Origin of the sequence: Lunatibacter salilacus (assembly GCF_009797935.1) — a bacterium.
Taxonomy (GTDB): Bacteria; Bacteroidota; Bacteroidia; order Cytophagales; family Cyclobacteriaceae; genus Lunatibacter; species Lunatibacter salilacus.
The window spans coordinates 1-22,418 of record NZ_VOLC01000001.1 but is presented as its reverse complement, the minus strand read 5'-3'; the positions used below and the strand labels follow the sequence as shown (position 1 = coordinate 22,418).

Sequence of the window (22,418 nt, the reverse complement as noted above, 5' to 3'; positions counted from 1 at the left end):
ATGAATTTAGAAAAAATATTAAAACCAACCATTGAGATTGCGAAAAAGGCGGGAGCATTTATTCGGAAGGAACGGCAAAACTTCAACCATGAACGAGTAGAAAATAAAGGATTTAATGATTTGGTTTCCTATGTAGACAAGGAGGCAGAAAAGATGATCGTTTCAGGGTTGAAGGATATTTTTCCTGAAGCAGGCTTCATTACTGAAGAGGGAACTGTGGACCAAACTCAAACGGCTTGGAAATGGATCGTAGACCCTTTGGATGGGACCACAAATTTCGTTCATGGCGTTCCTGTGTTTTCAGTTTCAATTGCCTTAGCTCATGAAGGCCGCATTATGTTGGGGGTGGTTTATGAAGTAAATCTCAGCGAATGTTTTTATGCCTATCGGGGTGGCGGTGCCTTTTGCAACGATACACGTATTCACGTAAGCGGAGCAGCAACCTTAAGTGAATCGCTAATAGCCACAGGGTTTCCGTATCAGGAAGGCGGAAAAATAGACCGTTATCTTGAGCTGTTGAAGTACTTACTTTTAAACTCCCATGGATTAAGAAGGTTGGGTAGCGCGGCTGTGGACCTTTGCTATGTTGCTAGTGGTAGGGTTGAGGCCTATATGGAATATAACCTTCAATCGTATGATGTAGCGGCAGGAACTTTAATTTTGGAAGAAGCGGGAGGAAAAGTTACCGATTTTAGTGGAGGTGGAAATTACATCTTCGGAGGGGAAATAATCGCGAGCAATGGAAAGATCCATGAGTCGCTACGCAAAAAAATGGACGAAATTTTCGCAGCGAAAGCTTTGTAATTTTCTTTATTTTTTCTCGGTTTGAATTTAAAAGAAAACATCACAAGGTTGTGTTTAATGGCAAAAAAGATATTTTAAACAAAATATTTGGTTATGTGAAAATAAAATTTTTAATTTCGCTATAAATACTTAGCTTTCATAAATTTAAATCCTATAGGTAAGTTTTGAGGGAAAAGTCACCCAACGCTATCTCAAAAATCTCTACCTAGACGCAAGGTTTAGAAATTCTTCCAATTTACAATTACTTGAAATGACATTAGCAATTTTAGGAGGCAGCAACTTGGCTACAGCGCTAGGCAATAAATATATTGGCAGGGGTATGGATGTCGTTTTTGGTTTAAGGGACGGATTTAGTTCAAGGCAAGTGGCTTGGAAAATGCTTAAAATGCAGAATCACAATATGCTAGGATTCCAAGATGCAATCGAGAAGGCAGATGTTGTGTTTATTTGCTGTGAAAATGAAGTTTTACCTTCAGTCTGTCAAGCTATAAACCAAGTAGACACAACAAATAAACTGTTTGTGGATTGTACAAACGGACAGTCTGACCCTGAACTGGGATGCAATACCACCTATATTCAAACTCTCACCAATAACCCGATATTTTTTAAAGCTTTCAACAACCTTGGATTAGATTATCCCAAATCTGATCCCTTGGAATTAGTGAAAGAAACCTATTTTTGTGGCGATGGAATAGAACATCGACTCCAATTGAAAAGGCTGATTGAGTTGATTGGATTCAAAGCAATAGACGCTGGTAAGTTGAAAAATGCATGTCTGCTGGAAGCTGTATATCATCTTCGCCGTGAGATTTCACATGTGAAGAATGGCCATGGCGACTATCATTTTAAGTTAATGTCGGTTTAAGTTAACTGTTATAATATACATGTAATTTAAAATCACGGCCAGGTAGTTGTCTTTCGCTGCCAATAGGTCTCCATATATTTGCATTTCATTTTTTAATCCGCCCAGAAGTTACCCAACGTACCTACTAAATTCAATAATTTTCATTTCCGATTTGCGTTGATTGTGTCAATATCGGTTTTAGAAGGGTTTCTAAGCTAAATCTGCCTAACTGTCGCTATCAAGGATTGGGCATTATTTTTGATCATATACAGTTATCTTTTGCGTTGGAATTACGTATGAAATAAATGGTAACCCATCTTCATTTTTATAGGTCAATTGTTCATTGCAATACAAACATAATCTTACATGAAAAAAGCAATTTATATTCTTTTCGCAATCTTCGCTCTAGTGATAGTGGCTTTAATAACCGTCCCGATGCTCTTTAAGGATAAGATCCTGGCCAAAGTGGACAAGGAAATTGCCGCCTCTGTCAACGCCCAAGTATTCTATGATTATGATCAAGTAAGTTTGAGTGTATTTCGGCGATTTCCTAATATTTCTGCCACCATCGGAGATTTTGGAATTGTCGGTAATCCCCCTTTCGAACGGGACACGTTGGTGCAGGCGGGCAAGTTCCAGGTGGATTTGAATTTGTTTTCAGTACTCTTTGCAGATAATCCCGAACTTACCGGAATTCACTTGGAGGACGGTACCATATTCGTTAAAGTTTTAGCCGACGGATCGGCAAATTATGACATTATGTATCCGTCAGAGGAAGAAGACGTCACTGCGGATGAGCCCTCTGAATTTCAAATCGGAATCAAACAGATAGAGGTTAAAAACCTTGGATTTATTTATGATGACCGGGAAATGGGATTTTTCATGGCGTTGGGAGGTATGGATCTGGCAGGAAACGGTGATTTCACCTTGGATGTGTACGACCTTTCGGTTTCAGGTGGGGGTGATCTGGTTCGACTGGATTACGAGGACGTTAATTACCTCTCGAAAAAGAAAATTTCCATCGACACTGATATAAAAGTGGATTTGGAAAATATGATTTTTGGACTGACTCAGGCAAAGGCTACCTTAAATGATTTTGCGTTTGGTCTGGATGGTTCAATTGGCCTTCCTGAGGAAGGGATTGCTTTAGACCTGACATTCTTTGGGGATGATAATTCATTTAAGAGCATCTTGTCCTTAGTCCCCGGTATGTATACATCTTCCTTTGATGGACTTAAAACTTCTGGAGAGATGGATTTCAAAGGTTTTGTCAAAGGGATGTACTCGGAGGAAACCTTTCCCGCTTTTCAACTTGGACTGCAGGTGAACGATGGTATGTTTCAATACCCTGATTTACCACGGCCTGTACAAGGTGTAAATATTGACTTGCTAGTGGATAACCCCAGCGGAAACCTTGATTTGACAGAAATAAACTTATCTGCATTTGATCTACATTTTGGAGATCAACCGGTATCTGGACGATTTTATCTTAAGGACTTGATTAGTTATGAAATGGATGGCCAACTTGTCGGCCAATTAGATTTGGCCGAACTGACCTCAATTTTCCCCGTGGAAGGCATGGAATTGCGGGGAAATCTTGCCATTGATGCAAAAGCAAAAGGAAGATATGACAGTTTGGCCCGCATTATTCCCGCTATCGATGCGAAGATCAACTTGGCTAACGGCTTTGTGAAAAGTGCAGAGTATCCGGCTCCTATAGAGAGGCTAACCGTTAATTCTGTCATTACCAACTCATCGGGTAGAATGAATGATTTTTTGGTAGATATCTCTGGGTTTGGATTTGAGCTGGAAGGAGAACCAATTTCAGGCAACCTAAAAATTCAAGATTTGGATAGGCTGAATTGGGATTTTTCTGTGCATGGCGGGCTGGATTTGGGTAAGCTAATTGCCATCTTTCCCATGGATGATGTGATTATGGAAGGAAAAATCAAAGCGGATATAGATTCCGAAGGCAGCTATGCAGATGTAGAAGCGGGGAGATACGATCGTTTGACCGCCAGCGGAGACATGCAGGTAGCGGACTTTTACTATGCCGATTTGGATATTCCGCAAGGGATCCGCATCCACGAAGCTGCTGCGGATTTCTCACCAAACGAGATCAAGTTGATTACGTTTGATGCCAGGCTAGGGGAAAGTCCCGTGACTGCCACGGGCAGCTTGTCTAACTATATGAACTACCTGCTAGCTGACTCTGGAGGAGTACTTCGTGGTAACTTGGCCATAAAATCCAGCAAATTTAATGTAAACGAATGGATGACTGCGAGTGAGTCCAATACTTCAGGAGAAGCCATGCAGGTCATCGAACTACCCAGAAATGTGGATTTCACAATGGACGTAGAAGCAACAGAGATACTATATGACAACCTTGTTCTTAACAATTCCAAAGGGACAATGACCTTGAATGACGGGATTTTGTCCTTTAGGAATTTTGGGACGCAGACGCTAGGCGGTCAATTGGGATTCACGGGAACGTATAATAGCCAAGATATTAAAAACCCCTTGTTTGACTTTACCTTTGATGTTGCTTCGCTAAGTATACAGGAAGCATTCAAGGCCTTCAACACTGTCAAAACCTTTGCGCCGATTGCAGAACATATTACCGGTAATTTCACGACCAATTTTGCATTGTCTGGAGTGTTGGGGCAGGATATGATGCCGGTGCTTTCCTCTTTGGACGGGCAAGGTCTTTTAAAACTTGCTGAAACGGCTATTAGAGACAGTCAATTGATTCGAGGGATAACCAGTATTACCAAGCTAAACAATACCGCAACCCTAAATCTCAGACCGTTTAATATCCAGGCTGTCATTGAGGATGGAATGTTGAAAATCCCTCCCTTTGATTTAAGATTGTGGGACTACCAAGCACAGGTGCAGGGAAGTACCGGTTTCGACGGTTCTATCAATTACTTGGTTTCCATGCAGGTGCCAGTCGAAAAATTTGGTTCCCAAGTCAATAGCCTCATAGCAGGGCTGACAGGGGCAGACCTAAGTAGTACTTCAATTCCACTGGCATTTAATATTGGAGGAACCTACGGAGATCCAAGTATTAGCCTTGCTTCAGGAGATAACCTAGATTCGTATGTAACCAACTTTCTTAAGTCACGAGCTAGCTCTGCGACTGTCAATGTTCAGGAAGATCTCACCGCCCAATTTAAAGCCAGAGAGGATAGTCTGCGTTTGGAAATTAAGCAAAAAGCAGAAGTAGCTAAGGACAGTGTCCGGATTGAAGCCGAACGGATGGTAGAAGAGACCACCAATAAAGCTAAAGATGAAGTGAAAAATGTGCTTAGAAATCTAACCCGGCCACGGCCACAACCCCAGCCCCAGCCAGATCCCAAACCTTGATATTTATAGGTATTCTACCAGATAGTACCAAATGGCAAGGGTAAAGAAAGACAGAGGAATCCCAAGACCTACCAGCAAAGAAGCCATCTTCGGACGGAGATTGTAGTTGGATGCAATAATAGAAGAAGTGATCATGGGGGCCATGCCGGCCTCCAAGACACTTACTTTATAAATTAATCCTTGGTCCCCGCTTTTATCCAACAGTAGACCGTAAAGCAAAAAAATTACCAAGGGTGCCAAAAGGAGTTTGTAACCCAGCCCGTACCACAAGTAGTGATCCCTGATGTCTTTGATGTTTATTTGAAGCTGCATGCCCACAGCAATCAATGCAATCGGGGTGAGCGTGGCTGCGAAGCTTTCCAATATGGATTCAAATGATCCGGAAATTTCTACCTGCATTACATTCAGCGAAGCGGCAACCAGGAAAAAAAGAAATGGCGGGAAAAATAGGACTTTTTTGGAGATATCCCTTTTTCTCATTTTTTCGGAACCGTAAATTGATGCCACAATGATTGCCAAACTGCTGACTACAATAAAGGATCCCGGTTGATCTACCAGCACAGCGATTTTTAGCCCTTCAGCACCATAAATTGCTTCTATGATCGGGTAGCCCACAAATCCCGTATTGGACAATCCACCACAGATAATAAGACATCCGATGGTATTTCTTTTCCAGTTGAATTTTTTTCCTATAGTCCCAAATAGTAGCCAGGTCAGTGGGAAAATGATCCAAGCGACCAGAATGGGTAACAGTATGGCCAGACTGAGTTCCACCCTCGAAATATGCAGCAATGAAATCGCCGGCAATACCACATAAATGAGATAGGCGTTTAGCGTTCGGGGCGCATTTTCCGGAAAATCTTTTATTCTCCGGAGCAATACTCCAATTAGGATACAAATGATAATGAGTAGAATATTTGTCATATCTGCGTCCGCAAAAGTAACTAAATACAAGTTTGGATTTGAAGAACATTTAAAGTTAACATAAACGTAATCTGATGTTTCTGATTTTCAGTAAGATAATTTAGATATTAGCATCAGAAATGAGTAAGCAAGTCCCCGTTTTATTGGAAGGTGAATTGGTCGTTCCTTTTTCCCAATTGAATCCCGTAGAATTATCCTTTTTCAGGGGAATGCTGGGAGAGAGTGATATCAAGTGCATTAGGCTAACGTCGAAAAATGTAGAAAAAACCATTCCCTATCCCATATACACCTATTGGGTTGACTACCTGCACCTGGCAAAAGATCAGCCTAATGCCATTCAAGAAGTATAGCTAAGAAAGGTAGTCGGTTCAAAAACCAAAATGCTTGCGCTTCCCGTCAAAGAATGCTTCTATTTCGACGTATATAAGACTTTTGACTTTTGGGATGCCTGCCAGTGTAATTTCTATCCTTCCCAATCCTTTGCCCGGATTTACTTCCATGCGTTCGATCATCAGGATAAGTTCCTGCAGGCTTAATGGCTTGGTGGATTTGGCAGGATTTAGTAGGAGGTCATTGCCGTAAAAATCTACTGCTTCATAATGAATTTGCCCATCTATGGCGGTCGCATACAAGCAGATTTCTTCACCCCAAGTGCTCTCAGGATAAGATAGCTTTGCCATTAAAATCTCCGGACCTGTCCCGTCAAAATAAGTTTTGGGTCTGAATTCGAAATTAATCATAGATCAAAAGTAAACTTTTTCTTCCGCTTGCCACATTATTCTGTGGCTTAAAAAATCGGATTTTGAACACCAATGAAAATTTCCTAGATTTGTTAATTACCAATATTCTAGCTCTTGAGCATATTTTGAAGTTATGCGCCTTTTAAGAAAAATATTGCCAACTGTGAGTCAAGCCTTTCTAGGATTGATCGTGCTCATGTTGGCGAACAATATATTTTTCTACCATGAGCATGATTTAGATACAGGAGAGACAATTCGGCATGCCCACCCCTTTCTTTCTGAAGAGGAAGAACAGCAACGTGATCACTCTGAGAATGAATTGATTCTTCTGGATTTAATTACGCATGCCCAATTTTTCTTACCCGATAGGGTAGACTTTATAGAGAAACGTTGTGTTTCCTATTCCATTTCCAGTGTCGTTTATTTAATTGATAGTCCAAGTCTTGCGTGTAATCAAGTCCTTTCATTACGTGGACCTCCATTTTTTTTAGGATAGTTAAGGCTCGGAAATATGGGTGGAGCTACATTACACCTTTTTTCCGGCCACGAAATGCCTGAACAAGGTTCAGCCGTTTTTTTTTATAATAAATATTCTTACCATCATTCGGAAATTCGTATGAAACGATACATTACTCTCGTAATGGTCCTGCTTTGCCAGTTGGTACAGGGCCAAGAAGAGCACATTTCTCTATCGGGGAAAATTACAGACAAGGAAACCAAGCAGTCCATTCCAGGAGTCTCGATATTTATACCCGAGTTAAACAGGGGTACGGTCAGTGATATGGAGGGGTATTTTTCCCTTGCGATGCTCCCTTCCCGTCCCATTACGATTCAATTCTCATTTGTAGGCTACAGTGCCATTATTTCCAAAGTAAATCCTAGCGTCTCAAGTAGGCTAGATGTAGCCATGGAACAGACCACAACAACAGTAGACGAAGTGGTTATTTCAGGAGCCTATGTAATGAGTAGGGAGAGCTCACCGATCGCTATTGAAAAAATCAATAAGACGGACATACTTAAAGCACCTTCTCCCAGTTTGATGTCCGCATTGGCTAGAACGCCCGGTGTTAGTGAAATTTCTCTGGGCCCCGGAATTAGTAAACCGGTAATTCGGGGACTTTCCTTCAGTAGAGTGTTGTCAGTGTATCAGGGAGCACGTTTCGAAAACCAGCAATGGGGTGCAGACCACGGCCTTGGGATGACAGAAACCGGAATAGGTAGCGTTGAAATGATCAAAGGGCCAGCATCTATCATCTACGGCTCAGGAGCTATGGCCGGGGTGGTCAACTTGATCGAGGAAAAGGATGCCGCTACAGGTGAAATTGACGGAGATGTCAATCTTCGGGGATACTCCAATTCATTAGGTGGAAGAGTCGAAGCTGGAGCAAAGGGAACATCCCAGCAGGGAGTATCTTGGTCCATGCGTGCAGCCACCGAATCACATGCGGATTATTTGGACGGAAAAGGGGATGCAGTGGGAAATACCCGATTTAAAACCAAAAATATAAAAGCCGGGGTTGGATTACAACGGAAGTGGGGGGACACTAAAATCAGATATACCTACCTGCAGCAAAACTTGGGTATTCTGGATGAAGACATTGTGTCTGAATTGGTAACCACACGCAACGACCGCACCGTTCAACTGCCTTTTCAGGAAGTAAGCGATCATTTTTTCAATTCTGAGACAAACCTGTTTTTGGGTGAAGACCGCTTGAAGGTCACATTGGGATACCATTGGAACTTTCGGCAGGAGGTTGAAGAGGATTTTGACGAAGTTGATTTGGGCCTAAACCAGCAAAACTTCATGTACGACCTGAAGTATTTCAAATCCATCACTCCGGAATTGGAAGCCATTTTCGGTGTTCAGGGATTCTATCTCCAAAATCAAAACCAAGAAGTTGCTGAAGAAATTTTGATTCCAGATGCCACCAAAGACGATCGCTCAATCTATGGACTGTTGAATTATTCCAAAGATGCTTGGGTCATACAAGGAGGACTTCGGTATGATTACAGAAAGGTGGGAGTAGATGCCAATCGGCAGAAATTCATTAACTACGGGTTTATCTTACCCGGTGCCCCTGAATCAAGGAGTCTCTCTCAGACCTTCGATGGTGTGACTGCTAGTGCTGGAGCAACCTTCCGACCTAGTGACAAATGGCGTTGGAGGCTCAATGTGGCCTCGGGTTTCAGAGCTCCTGATTTGGCGGAATTGTATTCAAATGGTCCTCATCCAGGTACTTCTCGATTTGAACGGGGCAATGCCAGCTTTGTGAGGGAGCAAAATGTCCAGGCAGACTTGGGAGTAAGGTATAGAAACTCGAATTTTTCATTGTCGGGAGAGATTTTTTATAATAGGGTTAACAACTATATCTTCTTTGCCCCCACTGAGGAGACGATAGGGGATTTGACTGTTTGGTCCTTTGAGCAGGATGACGCACATTTGTATGGCGGTGAGGCCTTTTTGGAGATTCACCCCTCCGCTGTCAAATGGATCACAGGCTCCACCTCCTACAGTATGGTAATTGGCACCAGAAGGTCCGATGGCAGTTACCTTCCATACATCCCTGCGTTCCGATGGAACAAAGAAGTAACTCTGGAGCTAAACGATTATAAAGGAATAGAAAACCCCTACCTGAGCCTGATCGGTTCCTTGATATTTGACCAAAACAGGCCTGCACTCCTCGAAGATAGTACGCCTGGCTACTACTTGCTGGGCCTTAATCTCGGAGGTTCGGTAGAAATTGCCGGACAGCGAATAGATACATACATTAGCGGAAATAACTTACTTAATAAGCTTTACTTAGATCACATGTCTTTATACAGGCCGTTTGGAATTCATCAGATGGGGAGAAATATATCTCTCAACTTCAGAGTTAGTTTTTAATAAACGGGAATAAAAAGAATTTGAAGCCGGTGGGGATTCCTCACCGGATTTTTTGTTTGAAATTGTAGGGAACTCTAGTTGTTTCAAGCAATGTGCTTGCCTTGAAAAGATTGTAGCAAGAAAGAACAATCAGTGTTCGATAACAGTACATATATTAAGTGCATATATCAGGTTTATAAGGAGTTAAAAAATATTTCTAAGTTTATTTTGAAAAGGTCATGCAACCTTTAAAAAAAGCATTTTCGGGTAAACTGACCTAAAAGTGTCCGGTTTCCAAACAAGTGGCGTTTTCGGTTGTACTGTTTCGTTACACATTTTTAGCTTTCGCAGGAATATTAGCTTAAAGTTCAATATCACGTCTATTAAATTTTGTCAACGAGTAGTTTTTATAGAGGTATCCAAAAAAATGATGGTACAGCATTCGCCATACTCCTATCAAAAAGGAACTAACAAAAACTAATAAAATTATGAACATGCTCATGACATTCATCGCCGCAGTAGGAATCAGTTTTTCTTCCATACTCCAGCCCCCGGCTGATAAGGCACTCGCAGAAATTACGGTAATCGAGACCCAAGACCAAAGCTTTAACCTGACCATCAAAGAAGCGGTGGGGACGGTATGGGTATCGATTTATGACGAAGACGGTAAATTGATAAACCGAAACGTAGTGAGGGCAAAGGAACCCGTAAAAGTACCGTACAATTTAAGCCAACTACCGGTGGGAAATTACACCGTAAATGTAGCCAGTAAAGTGGAATCAGTATCATTTGATGTCACCACGAAAGAAAAGGTAACAAAGAAATTGTTGGCCTATGCCTACAAGTTGGATAATCATACCGTGCAGGTAAAGGTAGTAGGTATAGAAAAGCCAGGTGTGAAAGTGGCATTCTTTGAAGAGGATACTCACCGCAAAGTATCATCCGATTATGTTACCGAGCCAGCTGGATTTGCCAAGAATTATAAATTTGTTAAAATGGAATTGGCTAAAGTGTACATGGTAGTGACAGATTTCGAAGGAAGATCAAAGGTATTCCATTTTTGAGATTCGATAAGATTTCTTCAATTGTTTTACATGATTCAGCCTTCCGCTATGTTTGCGGAGGGTTGTTTTCGTTATTAATAAGGACCTGATTCAAAGAAGGGCTTTTTATCTTAGAAAGGGAAAGAGAGTCTTTTTTCCAGAAATTCCTTCAAGTAAATCCGCTGGGAATCATTGTTTTTCAGCCATTATGAGTTTTCTTTGGCTTTTAAAGAGAATATTCTATGAAAACCAAGAAGGAACTTGTACATGATTTAAATGATATCCTTGAGCGAAATCACGATGTGATACAAGGATATAAAGATGCCGCCAGAAACGTTGACAACGATGTGTTGAAGAATTTTTTTATCAGCCAAGCCAAGGAAAGATTTAGACTGGCCGACGAAATCAAAGTCGAGATTAGTTTACTAAAGGGCGTTCCTGAAAAAGAAGGAACGTTTATGGGGCTTTTTCGAAGGTCTTGGACCAACTTTAAAACTTCCCTTAATCACGAAAATGAAAGGGAAGTATGTGAAGCCTGTATTTCTGAAGAAGAAAAGTCTATAAGGGAATACGATATGCTTTTGAAAGGACGGGACAGTCTAAGCGAACGACTGGTGGCCGAACTCGAATCGCATAAGGCTCTTACGCAAAAAGCTATACGTGATTTGAAAGCAATTAAGGAAAAGTTTTGATAGGGGGAGAATTTTTATTTTTCTTATTGTCATTTCTTTTCTGTTTTTAAATCTGTTTTTTGAAACAATCTTATGAAAATAAGTTTATTGACTAAAGGTTTTGGCATTGTTTTTAATAGTTGAAGCTGGTGGTTTACCTATAAATTTGAAACCAATTATTATGCATCATATGAAATCGAGCATGACGAGATCGTCACCCACGGTGATAATTATAATGCATGCGAAGATTCTCCCGAATAAATTCGGGACAGACTATCTGACTGCTGAAAAACAAATTATAAACAGATGAAATCGAGCATGACGCAGGCGACGCACGGAGGGATGATTATAATTGCGAGATTCCATGTGGCCATTAAAAAACAATTATAGACACATGAAAAGAAACATCACTTTGCTTATTGGTATTTACCTGACGAGTTTTTGGGTACAGGCGCAAAATGCCATTGATTTCAGGGAGGTCACTTTGGACAATGGACTTCACCTGATTATGCACCAGGACAACAGCACGCCAATTGTGGCTGTGTCGGTATTGTATCATGTAGGTTCTAAAAATGAGAACCCTGACAGAACCGGCTTTGCGCATTTTTTCGAGCATCTACTCTTTGAAGGGACTGAAAACATAGGCCGTGGAGAATATATGAATAAAATTCAGGCAATAGGAGGGACATTGAATGCGTTTACTTCCAGCGACATTACCTATTACTATGAAATAGTGCCTTCCAATTATTTGGAGACAGCCCTATATATGGAGAGTGAGCGCATGCTTCACCCGAAAATCGACCAGATTGGAGTGGATACGCAGCGGGATGTGATTAAGGAGGAAAAAAGACAGTCCTACGACAATCGTCCATATGGTACTATTCTGCCCGAAACAATGAAGCGGGCATTTAGCGAACATCCCTACCGCTGGACGCCGATTGGATCGATGGAGGATTTGGACGCCGCTCGTTTAGATGAATTTATTGCTTTTCATAAATCCTTCTATGTACCCAACAATGCTACCTTAACGATTGCGGGAGATATAGACTATGATCAAGCTGAAGCTTGGGCAAGAGCTTATTTTGAGGAAATTCCGTCTGGGCCGGATGATTTTTTCCGACCTGATGTAACCGAACCTGCCAAAACGACTGAAATCAGAGACATTATATATGACAATATTCAGATTCCGGCAATTATTCAAGCTTATAATTTGCCTCCAAAGAACCATCCCGATTCTTACGCACTGGAAATGTTATCCACCTATTTGACGGGTGGGAATTCTTCGTTAATGACAAAGGAGTTGGTAGATAAACAGCAGAAAGCCTTGGGTGTACAGGCCATACCGTTGGATTTGGAAGATGGGGGAGTCTTTATAATGTACGCCATCACCAATATGGGGGTAGACCCTGGGGAATTGGAAACGGAAATAGACCTCCTTTTAAAAAAGGTTAGGGAGGAGGGAATTTCCGAAAATGAATTTCAAAAACTTCAGAACATCATTGAAAATGATCTGGTCAGCAAAAATAGCTCCATGGAAGGTATCGCACAAAACTTGGCGGAAGCCAAGGTGTTTTATGGAGGGACAAATTATGTAAATGAAGAGTTGGACTATTTTCGAAAAGTAAAACAGGAAGACCTACAACGGGTAGCAAACGACTACATCAATCTGGACGGCAGGGTAGTTCTATATTACCTGCCCAAGCCTGCTGATTCTGAATAGTTTTTATCACTAACAACATAGAGTTATGAAATCGAGCATGACGAAAATCGTCGCAATCCGGGATGATTATAATACATGCGAGATTCCATATGGCCACTAAAAACAATTACAATCATATGAAAAAGATATTACTATATATTTTCCCCTTGCTATTGCTTCAGCCTGTTTTGGCTCAAGTAGACCGGTCCACTTATCCGGAACCTGGGCCAGCTCCGGAAATTAAATTAGGCGATGCGGCAGCGTTTACCTTGGAAAATGGACTCAAGGTGTTTGTGGTAGAAAACAGAAAGCTTCCCCGGGTTGCCATCTCTTTGGTGTTGGATAGAGATCCATTGTTGGAAAAAGAAAAGACAGGAATGCTTGGGCTTTTTGGCGAAATGATGATGGGAGGTACAAGCAACCGAACCAAAGATGAGTTGGACGAGGAAGTTGATTTTATTGGGGCTTCCCTAAGTGCCTCATCTACTTCGCTTTTTGCTTCTTCATTGAAAAAAAACCAAGGAAAAATACTTGAACTGATGACGGATGTGCTTTACAATCCCGTTTTTCCGGAGGAAGAATTGGATAAGTTGAAAAAGCAGGCTATTTCCGGACTTGCCGCAAGTAAAGATGATCCCAACTCCATCTCGGGCAGATTGACATCCGCCCTAAATTTTGGTAAGGATCACCCCTATGGGGAGACACAGACCGAAGCAACAATAAATGCCGTCACAGTGGCAGATATCAAAAATTATTACGAGACTTATTTCAAGCCAAATATTGCGTATTTGGCAATTGTCGGTGATATTTCCTCCGAAGAAGCGGAAGGATTGCTAAAGGAACATTTTGAATCTTGGGAAAAAGGAGATGTCCCAAGTCATACTTATCCTGTTCCGGCGGTTCCCACTCAAAATAAAGTGGCGTTGGTAGACAGGCCTGCATCCGTACAGACCGTGGTCAACATTACCTATCCGATGGAAATGAGTACAAACCACCCTGATTTTTTGACCACGAGGTTGCTCAATTACGTCTTGGGTGGAGGTGCTTCTTCACGCCTATTTATGAATTTGCGGGAGGATAAAGGATTTACTTACGGTGCATATTCTTCAATCGGATCGGATAAATTGGTCACTAGTTTTTCTGCCAGAGCGAGTGTCAACCAAACGGCGACAGACAGTGCCATCCATGAATTTCTATACGAGATAAAAAAAATGGTAGAGAATGGTGTAACGGAAAGTGAGCTAGTTGCCGCAAAAGCTAATCTAAGTGGGTCATTTGGGAGATCGTTGGAGAGCCCCTCAACTATTGCCAGCTTTGCCATCAATACCCAGCGTTACGGATTGCCGGATGATTTCTATGCCACCTATCTGCAGCGGTTAAATGCTGTGACTGTTGAACAAGTAAATGCTGCCGCGAAAAAATACCTCAAACCGGAAAACATGTACATCACGGCTGTAGGGAATGCGAAAGAAATAGAGGACAAACTCAGGACTTTTGGTGAAGTATCCCGATTTACTAACATGGCTGATCCCGAACGTGAGATTGACACAAGTGAATTAAACCTGTCCGCTTCCGAAGTTCTTGCTGCCTATCTCTCGGCAATAGGTGGGGAAGAAGCGGCAGAACAAATCAAGACCACTAAAATAAGCATGTCGGCAGAGGTACAAGGAAATAAACTAAATATGATAACTGTTCAGGATTCTGAAAATCAGGTGATGATACAGCGGATGTTGATGGCGGGGAATGAAATGTCTAAAACCCTGCTTAGGGACGGAAAAGCTACTGTCAGTGCAATGGGGCAAAGTCAAACACTTCCCGATGAGCAGTTCGAATACCTGAAGATGTCCATGTATATTGTCCCAGAGCTTCAGTATGAAACGATGGGATATACCATCAGTTCGGATGGTGTTAAAGATATAGATGGCGAAACTGCTTATAAAGTGCTCATCACTAACCCCACGGGTGGAGAAGTCGCCAACTATTACAGTACCGCAACCGGCCTTAAAATTAGAAGTGAGGATTCAATTACCGGGGTGACCAGTTATGGTCGTTATGAAGAATTTGAGGGTGTTCTTTTACCAGTGCAGCTTTCTGTAGAAAGTCCCATGATTCCATTTCCCCTCAATTTTGAAGTGGATGACTTAGAAGTGAATATTACACTTACTCCTGAGGAATTAAATTAAAAATCAGAAATTAAAAAGTGGCATGTTAAGTGCTAAACCAGAAACCTATGAAAAGAATAGCAGTAAGTTGTTTCGTGATTCTATGTCTCCTTCAGTCCAATGTTTGGGCATTTTCAGCCGAAATGACTGTAGAGAAAAGCCCCAAAGAAATTATCGATGCCTATGTCAAGGCGGTTGGTGGGTTGGAAAAAATAAACGGAATCAAAAATATGATGATAGTGATGGAGGCTAACCTTCAGGGGATGACTTTGGAGATCAGTTCCACTAGCGATCAGGAAAATAAGCGGCTGATGCAGCAGACAGCCATGAATGGAAATGTGGTTCAGAAAACCGTCGTTAAAAATGGAAGAGGATATATCTACGCCATGGGCGAACAACAGGAATTGCGGGAAGACCAATTGGATGCGGTGAACGCACAGATTTTTGTTTTTCCTGAGATTCAATATGAAAAGCTGGGTTATACTCTCACTGCGGGGGAAGTCCAAGATATTGACGGTGAAGCGGCTTATACGCTTAGCATCGTGACATCCAAAGGAATAGAGACAACTGAATATTACAGCACCCGGTCGGGATTAAAACTTCGCACTTCCACGGAGCAGGCAGGAGATATTTCTTATGCCGACTACGAAGAAGTTGATGGGATTATGATTCCTACGAAGATGACCATTTCCAATGCCATGCTTCCCATGCCTATAGAGGCTACCATGGTGACGGTCAAATTTAATGAGACACTGGACAATTCTCTTTTTGAATAATCAATTAGCGATTAATGGATCGTAATTACAAAGCCAGCTTTGGATTAAGCTGGCTTTGTTGTTTGAGACGGTGCGGATTTGAATAATTTTTACAATTTTTATTTCATCTATTGCTCCCTACGGAGGGAATGGGCTTCATCTATCGTTAAAGTATATTTTTTTATTCATTTGGATGTTTCTTCATCCAGTGGTCCACGGAGAATTTTCCAGAATCGTATATCAAAAACACAATCAATAAAATAAATACAACCAAAGAGATTTCAAATTCAAGGTTGTTGCTGACCGATAGAAAGCCCTGCTGTATATTGACAAAAAACACGGCAAAAAACAATATCGGTAACTGGACCAAGGTAGCGAACCGGGTAAGCAATCCCATGGCAATCAAGATTCCTCCGGCAAGGTGGGCAAAAGCCACATAATGGGCAAGTGCCATGTTAAAGAAGGTAATTTCCATACTTTCTGCCATGCTGATCAACGCATCTGTGTTTGAAATAAATAAGATACCCTTATACAGAATAAATAAACCTAAGGCAATGCGGACAAAATCAATCCACTTAGGATGATGGGAGTCCGCCCAATCTTCAATTTTTGTCGTGAGATTCATGTGCGGGTAGAATTTGGTGAACACATGAATTTAATGATTTACAAGCACTTAATCAATATAAAACACAATTATTTAATGTTTTAACAGATTGATTTCGACCATATTTCAGATTTTTGGTTCGATTCAAAAGACTTCAATGCATAGATTGGATAGACTTTGATATCTACATAAGGTATATGAATTCTCACATTTCGGCTATTTCTTTCAACCAACATGGATAAACCGGATTCTTGGTCTGCAGGAACATTTGAAAATTCTCTTCCATTAATTTCAAGGATTTTATCCCCTACCATCAACTCATAATTGGCTTTTGACTCAGAATAGATTTGGGTAATGATTCCATTTTGGTCTGTTCTAATTCCCCAATAATGCAAAATATCATTATTTTCAAAATGCTCAGAAATATAGATACCTATCGATAAAAGTTGTTTTTTAAGTATCCCCAAAATGTCCTCTTTTCCATAAACATATTTGTCGAAAAAATCTTTGATAACTGTAAGTTGACTAAAATTCCCGGAAACAACAGATTCAAATTCCCTTAAAGTATAACCTATTTGATTTTTCCCAAACCTTTGCCACATGTCTCTCATTACCTTTTGCAAAGAGGATCCCTCACCCAAAAGCATTAAGTCTAGACATAATGAAATCAAAGCACCACGGTTATAAATGCTTACTTTTTTATCGGGAATTCCTTCTTTGTATCCATCCAGCCAAAGGTCGAAACTTGATTCAGCAACGGATTGGTTTTCCCACCCCAGACTGTCAAATTCCCTCTGTACCTTTTTATTCAATATTTTCAGGTACTCATCTAGCGTAAAAAAGCCGGATTTCAGCAAGAGTAGATCTCCCATGTAGGTAGTGACACCTTCCAAAACCAAGCCGGTATCCAAATAGGTTTCTTTGGAAAAATCATATGAAATCAATTCCTTGGGCCTGATTCTACATACATTCCAGAAATGGTAGAGTTCATGCGAACTCACACCCACCAATTTTTGAAATTCAGATTTTTCAGAAAGAGTATCGGCAGGGCCAAAAGTGATTACAGTGGAATAGGCATGTTCCACACCATGATAGTGATTATAAGGTAAAAGTTGAATAATAAAATGGTAATCTGTGGCAGCGAAATCACCAAATGCTTCTACATGAGTCTTGGTAAAAGATTTAAATGCTTGGAGCATATCCTCCACTTGAAAAACCACTTCACCTTGTATCCAAAGGTGAAACGTTGTATTCATGGTTCGATAGGTATAGTGACTCAAATCCGGAGAAGCTATCAGGGGTGAATCTACCAAATGCTGAAAATCATCAGCAAAAAACTCAAAAGGTTTTCGACTTGGAAGGGCAGTCGCCACCTGATAGTGTTCCGGTAGATGAAGCGTAACGTTGATTCCTTCATTTTCACGGCTTTTCACTTCAAATACAAAATTGATAAAATTGATGTAAAGCTGATAAGGATCCGACCAACTTCCCCCTGCATCCATCTGCCGCGCAAAAAATTCATACTGTACTACGTAATCACCTGTTTTTTCGGCGGTGAATGTCCAAAGGTCCATGGTTAATTTAATACAAGACACTTTATTTCCAAAGTAGGACACTCCAAGATGCCTTATATATTGGGCATAGTTTGCCATTTCATACCTTCCAGGCCTCCAGGCAGGAAGCTGTAGTTTCATGATCTCTCCACTATGGCAACTTAATGTTAGTGAAATCTGTATAAATTGGGAGCATGGATTCTGTTGGGAAATATGATACTTCATTGCGATAAAGGCTTAGTTTGGTAAACAAAAGTAATCCACAGGTTTGTAAATAAAAAAAACCTATCTATCTTTGCACTCCTTTTATTAACAGAGCAGAATCGATCAAGTTTTAAATAGATAAAGAAATGAAAAGAACATTCCAACCTTCGCGAAGGAAAAGAAGAAACAAGCATGGTTTCAAAAGTAGAATGTCTACAGCTAACGGCAGAAGAGTCATTAAAGCAAGAAGAGCTAAAGGAAGGCATAAATTGACCGTTTCTTCAGAAAAAACGTTGAAGAAATAATTGAAGTCGCATACAGACTATGTAATTATTGAATACAATGGATCGTAAATTTCCAAAGACGGAAAGATTGCATTCCAGAAAGTTAATAAAGGAACTTTTTGATAAAAGTTCCTCTTTTTTTTTATTTCCATTTAAGGTAATTTTCCTCCCGGCCCAGTCCGGTGAAACTAATCAGGTCCTTATTTCTGTTTCTAAGAAGAAATTGAAAAGGGCTGTACATCGCAATCTTATCAAACGTAGAATCAGAGAAGCGTATCGGCTGAATAAGCATCTTTTAGATAGCGAGGAGCTGAGCACTGCAAAACGAATTGGTCTTATTTACGTTTCATCTGACAGGATGGAGTTTGGTGATATTCAGAAGAAGCTTATCCGGATTCTCCTTAAATTAAAAAAATTATAATCTCATCCATATTATGAGCAATACCCCAAAGAATTACAAAGGAATATCCATTCTGCTTGTCCTCATACTCAGCGCGGGCTTGCTTTTTGCCTTTAGTGTCAAAAACGACAAACTATTTGCCATAGCCAAAAATCTGGATATTTTTGCTTCCCTTGTCAGGGAGTTGGATTCCTATTATGTGGATGAGATTGATCCCGATGAATTGGTGTCAATTGGCATCAATGCCATGTTGGAGGAACTTGATCCCTACACGGAGTTTATTCCTGAGGAAGATCAGGATGACTTTAGGATGATGACTACCGGTGAATATGCCGGAGTAGGTGCATTGATTGGAAACAGGACGGGTACCAACATGGTCTTGATGCCTTACAAAGGATTTCCTGCCCAAGTGGGAGGTTTACGTATTGGAGATGAAATTCTTCGGGTTGATTCCGTTGATGTGGTGAAAAAAAATACGGCGGACATTTCCAGTCTCCTAAAAGGCCCAGCAAATACTAAGGTGTTGGTAGTGGTAAAGCGGGGTAGTGATACACTTCATGTTGACCTGACGCGAAAGAAAATAGTAATTAGCAATGTGCCCTATCACGGCATGATTGACTCAGAGACCGGTTATATCAAACTAAGCGATTTCACCACCAATGCAGCCACTGATGTGCGCAATGCCTTATTGGATCTTAAATCTCGGGGTGCCACGAAGTTGGTGTTGGATGTGAGGGATAACCCGGGTGGGATTTTAAAAGAAGCGATAGAAATAGTAAATTTATTTATACCTAAAGGCAAAGAAGTTGTCCGTACGATAGGTAAGTTACAAAGTGTAAATTCAGTCTACAAGACGGAAAAGTCGCCCGTTGACAAGGAAATTCCATTGGTGGTTTTGATAAATGAGCGGAGCGCATCTGCGGCTGAAATTGTTGCCGGAGCACTTCAGGATTACGATCGGGCTGTACTGATTGGTAGAAAAACGTTCGGTAAAGGACTTGTTCAAAGCACGATTCCCCTTTCCTATAATTCGCAGGTGAAGTTGACTACCGCCAAATATTATATTCCGAGTGGACGGTGTATTCAAGCTATTGATTACAGTCAAAAAGACGATGAAGGAAACGGGTATAATGTCCCGGATTCATTGAGGAATGAATTTAAAACTAAAAATGGGCGTAGAGTTTTAGATGGCGGGGGGATAGAACCTGATGAAGTGATTGAATCACCCACATATGCACCCATTACCTATAGCCTCGTTGCTCGTAGTCTAGTCTTCGAATACGTGAATAATTTTGCGTTGGAAAACCAAGAAATAGCTTCGCCAAGGGAATTCGAAGTATCAAACAAGATATATGATGATTTTGTCGGTTGGCTTGAGGGTAAGGATTATGACTACACTACCAGGGTTGAAAAAACGATTGAAGACTTAGTCACTTTTGCGGAAAAGGAGAAGTATTATGACGATATCAAAGAAGATCTAGAATCGCTTAAAAAGAGTGTCAGTCACAGTAAAGAACAAGATCTGTTAACTTTCAAGGATGAAATTAAAGAAGCCTTAAAGGATGAGATTGTTTCTAGGTATTATTATCAGGAAGGCGTGGTAGAAGCGTCTTTGAATAAAGACGATGAAATTAGCGAATCGTTGAAAGTCCTCAAAAATTCAACTCAATACGCATCGATGCTAAAACCTAAAATATAGCAGAAACCCATTGCATTACCTTGTGTGCTTTTGGTAAATCCTTTCTTGAATGAATTTCCATTCGCTGCCTTTAGTTCCCAATTAGCTTTTTGTCTGGATTTTTTTCTGGGCTAAATCTAGATTGTACTTCGTTGGGTTGACGAGGCAAGGAAACATTCTAATCTTAAAAGAGAAATTTCATGGGACTTATTCTTTCAATTGAGACGGCAGTTTCTGTTTGTTCGGTGGCCGTTCACGACCATGGTCGATTGGTCGGTATCTTAGAGGTGGTTGGAGAAAATGTCCATGGGAGGAAGCTGGTGCCCCTAATCCAAGGGCTGTTGACACATACCGGTATCTCGAAGAAAGATTTAACGGCGGTAAGCGTCTCTAAAGGTCCAGGTTCGTATACCGGGTTGAGGATCGGCGTTTCAACGGCCAAGGGGCTAGCCTATGCATTGGATATACCCTTGATCGGAGTGGATACGTTGGAAGCGATGGCAAGGGGATATTTGAATGGGTGTACTGCCAACGATGTTGTAATACCCATGCTCGATGCAAGGAGGATGGAGGTATATGCGAAAATAATTGCACCGAATGGCGAAATGCTATTGGAATCCCAGCCGATAGTTGTCGGCCCGTTATCATTCGGCGAATACATGGGTGGAGGTAGAACCTTTTTTGTAGGGGATGCCTGCGACAAAGTTTCCTCAGTAATTAAACACTCCAATGCGGTATTTATTCAGTGCTTTCCGTCTGCGAGGACAGTTGGTGAATTGGCCTATGAGAAATATCATAGTGGGGATTTTGAGGATATAGCATATTTTGAACCGAACTACCTTAAGGAGTTTATGGTTATCAAATCAAAGAAAAATGTATTAAATCCATGAGTGAAATTGTAAACCGCGTAGCAAATAGTGCGATAATCTCCTTGGATTTGGAAACCTATTTCCAGGAAGGGCAGCGAAAGTCGTTTGATTTGCGTCCTTACCTGTTTCAAGAAATGATTGTCCGGGAGAGGGAATTTCGACAGATGCTTAAAGAAACGGATTGGGAGGAGTTTAGGGATGCGTTGGTGTCAGTTTACTGTTCGGCAGATGCAATCATTCCTACTTGGGCATATATGCTTGTGATGACATACTTGGAGGGGGTAGCCAAAGAAGCCTTAATTGGTGGTCCGGAGGATTTGGAGAAATACGTTATGACAAAGTCGCTGCAGCGCATAAATCCCAAAGATTTTGAAGGGAAGCCGGTAGTAGTGAAGGGATGCGGAAAATTACCCGTGCCCATCCATGCTTATGGTGAGATTGTGCGAATCCTCAAAGGATCAGCACGTAGCATCATGTATGGAGAACCATGCAGTACGGTTCCTGTATATAAAGCACCTCGGGTAGGGAATTAGATCAATCTTTTTTGGAAATATTTACCGATTAAATTTTGGTAAATACCCAAAAGAGGGCTATGTTTGCAATCCCAATAGAGAAGCTGTCGGGAAAAAGCCAAAAGGCTGATGAAATTTTGAAGATATAGGAACTAAAATAAAAAATATTTTTTTTAGTTTTTCTTGGAAGTTCAAAAATAATAACGATATTTGCACTCGCTTTTCAGGGCAAAGGTTCTGAAAGAGGTTGAAATCTCTCGAAATAGTGTTTAGATGCACTATATAAGTTCTTTGAAGTATTGTAAGACAGCATTCAAATTAAAGACTGGATAAGCCGATTTATCGGCACAGACTAATATTTTCCTATCAGGAATGATAGGAACAACAAACTTTACAATGGAGAGTTTGATCCTGGCTCAGGATGAACGCTAGCGGCAGGCCTA

General features: G+C 41.0%; 20 protein-coding genes. 16 read left to right on the top strand and 4 right to left on the bottom strand.

Annotated features, from left to right (window positions below):
• From FQ608_RS00100 to FQ608_RS00090, 3 genes are all read left to right on the top strand, one after another.
• Entirely contained in the window at nucleotides 1–804 is an 804-nt protein-coding gene (locus tag FQ608_RS00100; protein WP_158855771.1) for an inositol monophosphatase family protein, read from the top strand.
• A 250-nt stretch (nucleotides 805–1,054) separates the two neighbouring features.
• Nucleotides 1,055–1,669 (top strand): NADPH-dependent F420 reductase, encoded by a 615-nt coding sequence (locus FQ608_RS00095; RefSeq protein WP_158855770.1) that lies wholly within the window; start codon nucleotides 1,055–1,057, stop codon nucleotides 1,667–1,669.
• A gap of 345 nt (nucleotides 1,670–2,014) precedes the next feature.
• The gene (locus FQ608_RS00090; RefSeq protein ID WP_158855769.1) at nucleotides 2,015–5,014 is read left to right on the top strand and encodes an AsmA-like C-terminal region-containing protein; all 3,000 of its coding nucleotides are present in this window, start codon (nucleotides 2,015–2,017) and stop codon (nucleotides 5,012–5,014) included.
• A 3-nt stretch (nucleotides 5,015–5,017) separates the two neighbouring features.
• Here FQ608_RS00090 and FQ608_RS00085 read toward each other — a convergent pair whose 3' ends face one another.
• Nucleotides 5,018–5,938, bottom strand: a complete 921-nt coding sequence (locus FQ608_RS00085; protein WP_158855768.1) for an AEC family transporter — start codon at nucleotides 5,936–5,938, stop codon at nucleotides 5,018–5,020.
• Nucleotides 5,939–6,057: 119 nt separating this feature from the next.
• On the opposite strand from FQ608_RS00085, the gene FQ608_RS00080 reads away from it, so the two are divergent.
• On the top strand, nucleotides 6,058–6,288 hold the full coding sequence (locus FQ608_RS00080) for a hypothetical protein (protein WP_158855767.1): 231 nt from the start codon (nucleotides 6,058–6,060) through the stop codon (nucleotides 6,286–6,288).
• 18 nt (nucleotides 6,289–6,306) lie between these two features.
• Here FQ608_RS00080 and FQ608_RS00075 read toward each other — a convergent pair whose 3' ends face one another.
• A complete protein-coding gene (locus FQ608_RS00075; RefSeq protein WP_158855766.1) occupies nucleotides 6,307–6,678 on the bottom strand; it encodes a UDP-glucuronosyltransferase in 372 nt (123 codons plus the stop codon).
• Between the two features lie 163 nt (nucleotides 6,679–6,841).
• On the opposite strand from FQ608_RS00075, the gene FQ608_RS00070 reads away from it, so the two are divergent.
• From FQ608_RS00070 to FQ608_RS00040, 7 genes are all read left to right on the top strand, one after another.
• The gene (locus tag FQ608_RS00070) at nucleotides 6,842–7,174 is read left to right on the top strand and encodes a hypothetical protein (RefSeq protein ID WP_158855765.1); all 333 of its coding nucleotides are present in this window, start codon (nucleotides 6,842–6,844) and stop codon (nucleotides 7,172–7,174) included.
• A gap of 120 nt (nucleotides 7,175–7,294) precedes the next feature.
• The gene (locus FQ608_RS00065) at nucleotides 7,295–9,562 is read left to right on the top strand and encodes a TonB-dependent receptor (protein WP_158855764.1); all 2,268 of its coding nucleotides are present in this window, start codon (nucleotides 7,295–7,297) and stop codon (nucleotides 9,560–9,562) included.
• A gap of 467 nt (nucleotides 9,563–10,029) precedes the next feature.
• A complete protein-coding gene (locus tag FQ608_RS00060) occupies nucleotides 10,030–10,605 on the top strand; it encodes a hypothetical protein (protein ID WP_158855763.1) in 576 nt (191 codons plus the stop codon).
• Nucleotides 10,606–10,826: 221 nt separating this feature from the next.
• Nucleotides 10,827–11,276 (top strand): ferritin-like domain-containing protein, encoded by a 450-nt coding sequence (locus FQ608_RS00055; protein WP_158855762.1) that lies wholly within the window; start codon nucleotides 10,827–10,829, stop codon nucleotides 11,274–11,276.
• 373 nt (nucleotides 11,277–11,649) lie between these two features.
• Nucleotides 11,650–12,975: a M16 family metallopeptidase gene (locus FQ608_RS00050; protein WP_158855761.1), complete on the top strand. Its 1,326-nt coding sequence runs from the start codon at nucleotides 11,650–11,652 to the stop codon at nucleotides 12,973–12,975.
• A gap of 116 nt (nucleotides 12,976–13,091) precedes the next feature.
• Nucleotides 13,092–15,137: a M16 family metallopeptidase gene (locus FQ608_RS00045; protein WP_158855760.1), complete on the top strand. Its 2,046-nt coding sequence runs from the start codon at nucleotides 13,092–13,094 to the stop codon at nucleotides 15,135–15,137.
• A gap of 47 nt (nucleotides 15,138–15,184) precedes the next feature.
• Nucleotides 15,185–15,892: a LolA-like protein gene (locus FQ608_RS00040; RefSeq protein ID WP_158855759.1), complete on the top strand. Its 708-nt coding sequence runs from the start codon at nucleotides 15,185–15,187 to the stop codon at nucleotides 15,890–15,892.
• A gap of 160 nt (nucleotides 15,893–16,052) precedes the next feature.
• On the opposite strand, the gene FQ608_RS00035 is transcribed toward FQ608_RS00040, so the two are convergent.
• Together FQ608_RS00035 and FQ608_RS00030 are read right to left on the bottom strand one after the other, a co-directional pair.
• Nucleotides 16,053–16,496, bottom strand: a complete 444-nt coding sequence (locus FQ608_RS00035; RefSeq protein ID WP_158855758.1) for a DoxX family protein — start codon at nucleotides 16,494–16,496, stop codon at nucleotides 16,053–16,055.
• Between the two features lie 80 nt (nucleotides 16,497–16,576).
• Complete coding sequence (locus FQ608_RS00030; protein WP_158855757.1) at nucleotides 16,577–18,253, bottom strand: M61 family metallopeptidase; 1,677 nt, start codon at nucleotides 18,251–18,253, stop codon at nucleotides 16,577–16,579.
• Nucleotides 18,254–18,378: 125 nt separating this feature from the next.
• On the opposite strand from FQ608_RS00030, the gene rpmH reads away from it, so the two are divergent.
• The 5 genes from rpmH (at nucleotide 18,379) to FQ608_RS00005 (ending at nucleotide 21,996) form a co-directional block, all read left to right on the top strand.
• Nucleotides 18,379–18,537, top strand: coding sequence for a 50S ribosomal protein L34 (rpmH, locus tag FQ608_RS00025; RefSeq protein WP_158855756.1), 159 nt, complete (start codon nucleotides 18,379–18,381; stop codon nucleotides 18,535–18,537).
• A 37-nt stretch (nucleotides 18,538–18,574) separates the two neighbouring features.
• Entirely contained in the window at nucleotides 18,575–18,937 is a 363-nt protein-coding gene (gene rnpA, locus FQ608_RS00020) for a ribonuclease P protein component (protein WP_158855755.1), read from the top strand.
• 13 nt (nucleotides 18,938–18,950) lie between these two features.
• Nucleotides 18,951–20,615, top strand: a complete 1,665-nt coding sequence (locus tag FQ608_RS00015) for a S41 family peptidase (RefSeq protein ID WP_158855754.1) — start codon at nucleotides 18,951–18,953, stop codon at nucleotides 20,613–20,615.
• Nucleotides 20,616–20,794: 179 nt separating this feature from the next.
• Nucleotides 20,795–21,484: a tRNA (adenosine(37)-N6)-threonylcarbamoyltransferase complex dimerization subunit type 1 TsaB gene (tsaB, locus tag FQ608_RS00010; RefSeq protein WP_158855753.1), complete on the top strand. Its 690-nt coding sequence runs from the start codon at nucleotides 20,795–20,797 to the stop codon at nucleotides 21,482–21,484.
• Entirely contained in the window at nucleotides 21,481–21,996 is a 516-nt protein-coding gene (locus tag FQ608_RS00005) for a DUF2480 family protein (protein ID WP_158855752.1), read from the top strand. Before tsaB ends, FQ608_RS00005 begins: the two co-directional genes overlap by 4 nt.
• The last annotated feature ends 422 nt before the right edge of the window (nucleotides 21,997–22,418 follow it).